Annotated in this window: 8 protein-coding genes and 1 tRNA gene; 3 read left to right on the top strand and 6 right to left on the bottom strand. The window is 61.4% G+C overall.

Translation table 11 applies throughout. The features are described 5' to 3' along the window. Positions 1-118: 118 nt before the first annotated feature. From gmk to AB7F11_RS08310, 3 genes are all read left to right on the top strand, one after another. Positions 119-739 carry a guanylate kinase gene (gene gmk, locus AB7F11_RS08320; RefSeq protein ID WP_428291771.1) on the top strand — a complete coding sequence of 207 codons (621 nt, stop codon included), beginning with the start codon at positions 119-121 and terminating at the stop codon, positions 737-739. 28 nt (positions 740-767) lie between these two features. Continuing rightward, entirely contained in the window at positions 768-971 is a 204-nt protein-coding gene (gene rpoZ / locus AB7F11_RS08315; RefSeq protein ID WP_066268010.1) for a DNA-directed RNA polymerase subunit omega, read from the top strand. A gap of 107 nt (positions 972-1,078) precedes the next feature. Next, the gene (locus AB7F11_RS08310; RefSeq protein WP_428291770.1) at positions 1,079-3,328 is read left to right on the top strand and encodes a RelA/SpoT family protein; all 2,250 of its coding nucleotides are present in this window, start codon (positions 1,079-1,081) and stop codon (positions 3,326-3,328) included. 10 nt (positions 3,329-3,338) lie between these two features. Here AB7F11_RS08310 and greB read toward each other — a convergent pair whose 3' ends face one another. From greB to AB7F11_RS08280, 6 genes are all read right to left on the bottom strand, one after another. Then, positions 3,339-3,902 carry a transcription elongation factor GreB gene (greB, locus tag AB7F11_RS08305; RefSeq protein ID WP_428299866.1) on the bottom strand — a complete coding sequence of 188 codons (564 nt, stop codon included), beginning with the start codon at positions 3,900-3,902 and terminating at the stop codon, positions 3,339-3,341. 60 nt (positions 3,903-3,962) lie between these two features. Beyond that, a tRNA-Arg gene (locus tag AB7F11_RS08300) sits at positions 3,963-4,039 on the bottom strand. A gap of 1,395 nt (positions 4,040-5,434) precedes the next feature. Then, the gene (locus tag AB7F11_RS08295) at positions 5,435-5,671 is read right to left on the bottom strand and encodes a hypothetical protein (RefSeq protein ID WP_428300733.1); all 237 of its coding nucleotides are present in this window, start codon (positions 5,669-5,671) and stop codon (positions 5,435-5,437) included. A gap of 108 nt (positions 5,672-5,779) precedes the next feature. Beyond that, positions 5,780-5,995, bottom strand: a complete 216-nt coding sequence (locus AB7F11_RS08290) for a hypothetical protein (protein WP_428300732.1) — start codon at positions 5,993-5,995, stop codon at positions 5,780-5,782. A 374-nt stretch (positions 5,996-6,369) separates the two neighbouring features. Next, a complete protein-coding gene (locus AB7F11_RS08285) occupies positions 6,370-7,191 on the bottom strand; it encodes a hypothetical protein (RefSeq protein WP_428291362.1) in 822 nt (273 codons plus the stop codon). 93 nt (positions 7,192-7,284) lie between these two features. Next, complete coding sequence (locus AB7F11_RS08280) at positions 7,285-8,496, bottom strand: tyrosine-type recombinase/integrase (RefSeq protein ID WP_428299867.1); 1,212 nt, start codon at positions 8,494-8,496, stop codon at positions 7,285-7,287. Positions 8,497-8,589 lie beyond the last annotated feature (93 nt).

Below are 8,589 nucleotides of genomic sequence, written 5' to 3'. Positions count from 1 at the left end.
CAGAACATAGAGTGAAATACAAACCCCACGCTCCACCGCTGCGCGGGTCGCCGCCCCCCATGGGGGCGCGTTTCGCCCTGGGGCGGCCCGGCGGCGAAACCCAACTTCCTGCCTCTTGATGGAATACCCCGGAAACCTTTTTGTCGTCGCGGCCCCGAGCGGGGCCGGCAAATCCAGCCTGGTCAAGGCACTGATGGAGCTCGACTCCCGCGTGGTCCCTTCGGTCTCGCACACCACCCGTCCACCCCGAGGGCAGGAGTTGCATGGCCGCGAGTACTACTTTGTCAGCAAGGAAACCTTCGATCAGATGGTCATCCAGGGCGCTTTCCTGGAGTGGGCCATGGTGCATGGCAACCGGTACGGCACTTCCAAGCAGGCCATCGAGCAGCGCATGAACCAGGGTGCAGACGTGGTGCTGGAGATCGACTTCCAGGGCGCGATCCAGGTCAAGCGGATCTTTCCCAACGCGGTGCTGATCTTCATCCTGCCACCCAGCCTGGAGGAACTGCGCGCCAGGCTGGAGCGCCGAGCGGAGGACAGTGCAGACGTGATCGAACTGCGCCTGGTGAACGCCGCCACCGAGATGGCCCACGCCCGGGAATTCGACTTCGTTATAATCAACGAGTTGTTCGAGCGGGCCTTGTTTGACCTCAAGGCCATCGTCCATGCCCAGCGGCTCAAGTTTTCCGCTCAGCGTATCGCCCGAGGCGACACCTTCAAAGCGCTCAACATCCTCTGATTTCTCGCCCATTCCCCGGAGCACGCCCATGGCCCGCATCACCGTCGAAGACTGTCTGGAAAAGATCCCCAACCGCTTTCAGCTTGTGCTGGCGGCCACCTACCGTGCACGCATGCTCAGCCAGGGGCACGCCCCCAAGATCGAGAGCAAGAACAAGCCGGGCGTGACTGCACTGCGCGAGATCGCAGACGGCAAGGTCGGCCTGGAGATGCTCAAGAAGGTTCCCCTCTGATTCGCCAGAGCACCCGCCCGATGCCTGAAAAACACCGCTCTGCGGTGTTTTTTTTCGTCCGGAAACCCTCTGCGGCGCGAGTTGATGTCTCGCGCTAAAGTACCGGGATGATGTCCACGGCCGACAACGGCACACTTTCTCCTCCTGTTGACCAGGCGAATCCGGCCGCCAGCGCTGCGGCGGCGAGCTTTGCTGCGCTGCTCGGCAAGCTGGAATACCTGGGTGCGGCCGAGATCGAAAGCATCCGGCAAGCCTACCGTTTTGCCGATGAAGCCCACCTGGGGCAACTGCGCAAGAACGGCGACCCTTACATCACCCACCCGATTGCGGTGGCGGCCCAATGCGCCGAATGGAAGCTGGATGCGCAGGCCTTGATGGCGGCCCTGATGCACGACGCCATAGAAGACTGCGGCGTGACCAAGGAGGAACTGGTGCGGCGCTTTGGCGCGCCCGTGGCCGAACTGGTGGACGGCCTGACCAAACTGGAGAAGCTGGAGTTCGACACCCGCGAGCAGAACCAGGCCGAGTCCTTCCGCAAGATGCTGCTGGCCATGGCCAAGGACGTGCGGGTCATTCTGATCAAACTGGCCGATCGCACCCACAACATGCGCACCATGGGCGACATGCCGCGCTCGAAGTGGCAGCGCATCAGCAGCGAGACCCTGGAGATCTATGCACCCATTGCTCACCGCCTGGGTCTGAACTTCACCTACCGGGAACTGCAAGACCTGGCGTTCCGCTTCCTGCATCCCTGGCGCTACGAGGTGCTCTCCAAGGCCCTGAACAAGTCGCGCAACCGGCGACGGGACCTAATTGCGCGCGTTCAGCGTGAGGTGGAGACCGAGTTTGGGCAGCACGGCATGGCCGTGCGCATCCTGGGTCGAGAAAAGACGCTCTACTCGGTGTACCGGAAGATGGACACCAAGCACCTGTCGTTTTCCCAGGTGACCGACATCTACGGATTCCGCATCGTCGTGCCTGAATTGACCGACTGCTACACCGGCCTGGGCGTGCTGCACCAGCTGTACAAGCCCTTGCCGGGCAAGTTCCGCGATTACGTGGCCATTCCCAAGGTGAACGGTTACCAGTCCCTGCACACCACGCTGATCGGCCCATTTGGCACCAACATCGAGTTCCAGTTGCGCACCCACGCCATGGACGTGGTGGCCGAGTCCGGCGTGGCTGCCCACTGGCTCTACAAAGCCAGCGAGCCCGGCAGTGACATGTCACAGCGGCTGGGCACGCAGTGGCTTCAGTCGCTGCTGGACATTCAGCAGGAAACGCGAGACGCCTCCGAATTCTGGGACCACATCAAGATCGACCTGTTCCCCGACGCGGTCTACGTGTTCACGCCCAAGAGCAAAATCATGGCGCTGCCGCGCGGTGCCACGGTGATGGATTTTGCCTACGCGATTCACAGCGATGTCGGCGATCACACCGTGTCGGCCCGCATCAATGGTGAGCAGCGTCCACTGCGAACCGAGCTGACCAATGGCGACGTGGTGGAAATCATCACCGCAGACAACGCTGAGCCCAACCCGTCCTGGCTGTCTTTCGTGAAGACCGGGCGGGCGCGCTCCAAGATCCGCCACTACCTCAAGACCCTGGCGCAGGACAAGTCGCACGATCTGGGTGAACGCATGCTCAGTCAGGCATTGCGCTCGGAAGGCCTCTCCAGCCTTCCAGCGGAGGACGGCCCCCACAGTGCCACCTGGGAAAAATTGCTGCGCTTCACGGGCAGCAAGTCACGTGCAGAGCTGCTCTCGGACATCGGCATGGGCAAGCGAATCGCCAGCATGGTGGCCAAGAAACTGGCGGTGCTGCTGGCCGAAACCGGCCTCAAGCCCGATGCCCTGCTCATCAGCACCGAGCGGTACGCCAGTGGTCGTGATGAATCGGTTTCGCAAGGCGTGGTCACGCTCGACGGCAGTGAAGGCATGTCCGTGCAATACGCGCCTTGCTGCAAACCCATTCCGGGCGACCGCATCGTGGGCTACCTGGGCCGTGGTGAAGGCCTGGTGGTGCACGCCGAAGATTGCCCCACCGGCAAGCGCCTGCTGCTGCGAGACAGCGAGCGTTTCCTGGAAGTGGAGTGGGCCGACGAACCCGTTCGCTCGTTCGAAACAGCGCTGGTCGTGACGGTGGCCAATGGCAAGGGCGTGCTGGCACGCGTCGCCTCGGCCATTGCCGCCGCCGAAGCCGACATCACCCACGTCGACATGGGGGACGAGCCGGCCCAGACCGCCACCGACATCCGCTTCACCGTGGCGGTGCGTGACCGCCAGCACCTGGCCGACGTGCTGCGCAGCCTCAAGCGCACGGCCTCGGTGATCAAGGCGCAGCGCTTCAAGCCTTGATCACGCCCTATCAGGTACGGAACTCGGGCGCAGGATAGTTCACGGAGAGGATTTCGAGTTCCTGCTCACCGCCTGGCACCACGACGCGAACCACGTCGCCCACGCGGGCCTTGAGCAACGCCCTGGCCACCGGCGAAACCCAACTGATCTGACCCTGCGCGCTGTCCGCTTCATCCACGCCAAGAATGACGACCGTCGCCTCCTGCCCCACCGCGTCGACATAGTGGACCGTGGCGCCGAAGAACACCTGATCGCTGCCATGGTGCAGAGAGCTGTCAACGACTTCGGCGATTTCGAGCCGACGGGTGAGGAAACGGATGCGCCGGTCAATTTCGCGCAGGCGCTTCTTGCCATAGAGGTAGTCGCCGTTTTCCGAACGATCGCCGTTGCTTGCGGCCCAGTGCACCACGTCCACAATCCGTGGACGTTCCTCGTCGATCAGCGTGAACAATTCGGCACGCAGACGGTCGTAGCCAGTTCGGGTGAGGTAGTTCTTGCCACCCGGTGCTGGCGTCTCTGGCACATCGTCCTCATCGTCGCCGGCGTCGGATTCACGGGTGAATGCCTTGCTCATGATGGTCGAACTCCGCAGAAAAAGAAAAAACCCGCAGCTTTTGGCTGCGGGTTTTTAGTTTGGTGCGGCTGGCAGGAATCGAACCCACGACCCCTTGGTTCGTAGCCAAGTACTCTATCCAGCTGAGCTACAGCCGCGAAGCCTCGCATTGTAGCAGGCTTTTTTGGTAGGCCGTGTTGGACTTGAACCAACGACCAAAGGATTATGAGAAATATAGAGAGTGGCCATCAGCAACACGATTCCTTCTAGAGCAACAGCTTACACGACAAGGCGTTGCACAAAAATGAAGAACACGCATTGAAATGTGCAACATCGCAGCACAGAGGACCCCATCATTTTCAGCGTGCTCTCTCATCCTCTTGGGCCTTTGGCCCGGAAATATAAACGCGTTCCTATACGGGTCTGTGAGGGGAGAGGGCTCAAACACCCCGCGACTCACATAGAACGCGCATCAAGCGGGAGCCTGAGGATGCGGCACTGGGTGGTACAGCCAGAGGTGCAAGGCGGGGACATGTGCAGTGTGTCCAGAGTCTGGCTGTGCCGAGGCGTACTCACGCGACCTCGGTGCCTGATGCGATGACCGGCTCCGCCGTCCAAAAGCAAGGCAAACCACGCTCACCGATGCCTTGGCATGGGTAGGGGGATGTTTTGCCTAAAGCTCCCCCCTCACCTCCCGTCCATATGGGCCGCCTATGGCGGCCCTGGCCCGAAGGGCCAATAAAGAAAAAAGAAACCTCGGTAGTCCTCGGTGTAGAGGGCTGGCGCGGTGGTGGAAGGAAGTCCGGGAGTCATGGGTGCGAGGTGGGATTGCGAAGCAATCCCACCGAGGGGGTGGGGCCGCCGCCAACGGACGGCGGGGCCAGGCGTCCAGCCGCAGCCCAGCACGGCGCACCTGGCCCACCAGGTCGCCACGCTGCCGGGGCAAGCTCGCCGTTTAGGGCCGGTCCAAGGCCCGGCGCCGCCCCAGCGGCGTACGGTGAGCGCGCAGGACACGGCGTAGTCGTGCCGAAGAGCGCCGTCGGACGCGCAGCGGTCGGCCACCCGGGTCATCAGCGCACGGCAGTGCGAGAGCGGGCGGTACGCGCGGTCGTCTGGTGAGCGGGGTGGCCGACCGCGCAGCACAACGTGCTGAGAGGACGAGCGGCGCGGTTGTTCAGCGGGAGCCAGGGCGTCCAGCCGTGGCAGGCGTGCGTGTCGCCCTAGCGACCAAAGAGCGCGTCGGTCCTGCCTCGCTGTCTCGGGGCGATATCTCGCCGGGAAGACAGCGGTCCGGATAGGGCGACAGGATGGCGCTCGCTACACCGAACATGAACAATCGCATCTTGACCCCCGCGCTTCAGGCGCTCGGCCTCTTACGTGACGAGCCGCGACTACACCCGCAGAGCGCACCACAGCGCTCGCCAATGCCTCAGCGCAAGCCAGGCTATGTCCCCGCGCGTCAAAGCGACCCACACGTGCCAAGGCTCAGCACTCAGACCGTCCACCAGCGGCGTCTTGACAGTCTGCTAGTGCTTTTGTCGCAGTACAGTCACCTACGTCCGCATGAGGTGGCCATGGCATTGTTCGGGGCAGCTCGTTATGGACAGCAGCTTGCCCAGCGGCTTTTGCGAGTCGCTGCCAAGGCCGGACTCATTCTTGCGCGTGCAAACGCCATAGGTGGTACTTCGTGGGTCTTGGCGGAACGTGGAGTCGCCAGACTTGAACTGCAAGGGCACCGCGCGCGCCACGGACGCGATATCGTCGGCGTCGCGGGCGCGACGTTCTTGCATCGGACGCTGGCCACTCAATATCTGGTGCACCGCGCCAAGGGCGCGGCTGCGGTGTTCGGCGAGTACGCCATCGCGCACGGTCTGGCCCCGTTGAGCCGCGAGGCGATGTCAGCGCGATACCACAAGCTGGCCGATGGCCTCGTAATTTACGGTACTGACCGTGGCCTCGTCGCAGATGTGGTGGAGGTCGAAGCGAGTAGCAAGCCCATGGCCGAGCTCGTTGGCGTACTCGGGTGGGCAGAGGTGGTCGGCACTCCCCTCGGTAGCCCTGGCACTCCGACTATTGCGCGCCTGGTCGTGGTTTTCGATGGCAGTCAAGGTCATGCAAGGCGGCTGGTGCGAGCAGCGCGTGAGCGCTGGGGCCACTGCGGACCTTCAGAGCAGCAGACCGCCATGCGCCGCGTCGTCCTCAGCGCGGCACGTCTCGGGCCTGGCCATATATGGCGGGGATGCGAAGAAAAGACGCTAGCGGCTTGGGCAGCGCAGTTCGCTGGAAGACAGCAGTAGCAGGTGCCTATACGCCACAGGAAACGACCAACCTCTGATTCAAGGCCACTGAACACGTAAACCTGATTCCCAGGAGGCTCACGTGTCCTCTTGGCCCCTCGCGGGGAAAAGCAAAGTGCTTGGCCTGTGGTCACCAGGGCCAATCCTAACCACGGTGACCACAAGGGCTGCGAGTAATCGCAGCCCTTGTGCTATTTCAGCGCTTCATGGTGACGAGCCGCATCGGCCAAGCTCTCACTAAACGAATCCGGGTGAGCCACCACATGCTGAACAAATTTGCGCACCTCATCGGTAATCCACACACGCTGCATCAGAACCGATTTGAGATGGTCGGGCAGCTCAAGCATCGCATCAAGCGTTAGCGGGTAGGTCGGCAACCAAAAGGCCATCGACTTTGCAGCATCGTGATGCCGCGTCGTCTGGCAAAGCATCCAGGCTTCTGAGGCGTCCTTATGGTGTCCCGCTCGCTCCATGCCGTCCATTTCAAGCCATCGCTCTGTGCAGTCTCGGAACAATTGCTGCACGTCGTCTCTGGACAGGAAGCCATTGGTGCCGCTATGTAGTGCGCTTGCGTACTCTTCATCGCCCTCATGCTCCTGAATCCACCTGACCAAATGGGCGAGCCCAGCGGTAGCGTATGCCCGAAATCGCCAAAACAACCCGATGCCCTCAACACCTACATGCACGATAGATGGAGGGGTTGGCTGGAAGAACGAACCTCCAGAGTACGGGAGCGCAATTTTGAGCAGCGGCTCATCCCTCGCTGCGACCCATTCGGCTTGAGACCGGGTCAGGGTTGCATTCTTGACGACCCAGAACCGTACGAACTCCGACTCCTCATCTCGAAGGACAAGGTCTACGAGCCACTGGGGTGGGGCGCCATCGCGTTTGAGGAGCGCCTCAAACAGCGAAACCTTCGATTCGACGGATAGCGACACCCAAGCGACGCTAAGAAGCCTTGGGTGGAAATGTGCAAGTTCCGCGAGCTGGTTGAGTAGTGGCTTTGGTGTCATGAAGTCCTTCCCCCGTGATAGTTCGTGGGCAGCATTCTTCGGGACGCCGCGCGCGTTGCATTGTTTCTTGTTTTCGCGCGATCGCGCGAAAACCTACTTGCGGTCAGAGTACACGCGGCGGTACTGCTTTGGTGGCTGACCGCGAAGCTGTCCGGCAAAATTCTCAAGCATTTCAGGGGTGGCGCCCATCAATTGGAGCTGCGCCAGAAGCTGCTCCTGTTGCACCGTCTGGAGATGCTTCTCGACTGCCTCGCGGAGCTCTGGGGCAGTGGCGAGTCCTTCGTCATAGATTTCTATCGCCTGAGTGGAATGATGCCCGGTAACCTTGCGAATCGTGGCATAGGGTAGTCCAGCCTCGATGGCGCGTGAGATGTACTCCCTGCGCATAGCATGTGCGTGGAATTCCACCGGAACCACATGCTCCACTCGAAGGCGCTTGATTGCTCCTGAGTAGGCAAAAGGCCGCCATGGGGTGCCATCATCTCCAAGTGTTCGACCCTTGGTACTGAACAGGTAAGGGGAGCCCGTCGCGGCATCGAGAGCGACGCTGAGTTGCGCGTCAAGAAGGCCCACTGCACGAGTACCAAGAGGTACGCGACGCACTTCCTTGCGGTACTTCGTATCGCGGAATAGAAGCTCCTTTTTCTGCAGCTCGATGTCATCTCGTCGAAGGGCTGCCAGTTCGCCAGGGCGGCATCCGAGATATCGGAGAAGTAGCGCGAATCGCGCGGCTTCTGCGAGTTTTGGGCGCGCATAGTCTCGTGTTGCGGTGTCGAGCGTGGCCTGTTCAACAGATGTCACTCGCCGACGTCGCTTACTCATGCCTGGTCGGTCGATGTGACGGAGGAAGTTTCCACTGAACAGTTTCCGTCGCTTAGCCCACGCTACCAACGCGGAAAGGGCCGCAATTTCAAGCCGTACGCTGCTGGTTGACAGTTTTCGCTTGGTTTTGGGTGAGACAAACTGAATGCGCCGGTCGATATACGCGTAGATGAGGTGGGGCGACTGCTCCAAGACTGGCAACGAGTAGGCCCCCAACTCAGCTATGACGGGCTTGATACGGCTCGTCTCCGTCGCCCGAGTGTGTTGAGCCTTCGCTTGGAACTCGTACGACTGAAAGTACCTGCTCCACAACTGGGAGACAGAGCCTTGTTCGGGAGTTGATGTTGCATCGAGGTCGTGGCGGACCGCCGCCTCTTTGGCGCGGGCCACCCCCTCCGTCGCGAACACTTTGTCGAACGTGGGATAGCCCTTTCTACGCACTTGGACACGCCACCGCCCGTTGGGCAGCTTGATTACCGACACATGAACCCCCTCTCAGTCAACCAATGTGCACACAGTTTGCACAAAGGACCCGAACTGAAAGGGCAAAAAAGCGCCTGAATAGCGCCTTTCCCC

The organism is Hydrogenophaga sp. (genome assembly GCF_050250835.1).
Taxonomy (GTDB): Bacteria; Pseudomonadota; Gammaproteobacteria; order Burkholderiales; family Burkholderiaceae_C; genus Hydrogenophaga.
This window is presented reverse-complemented; position numbering and strand designations above follow the sequence as displayed.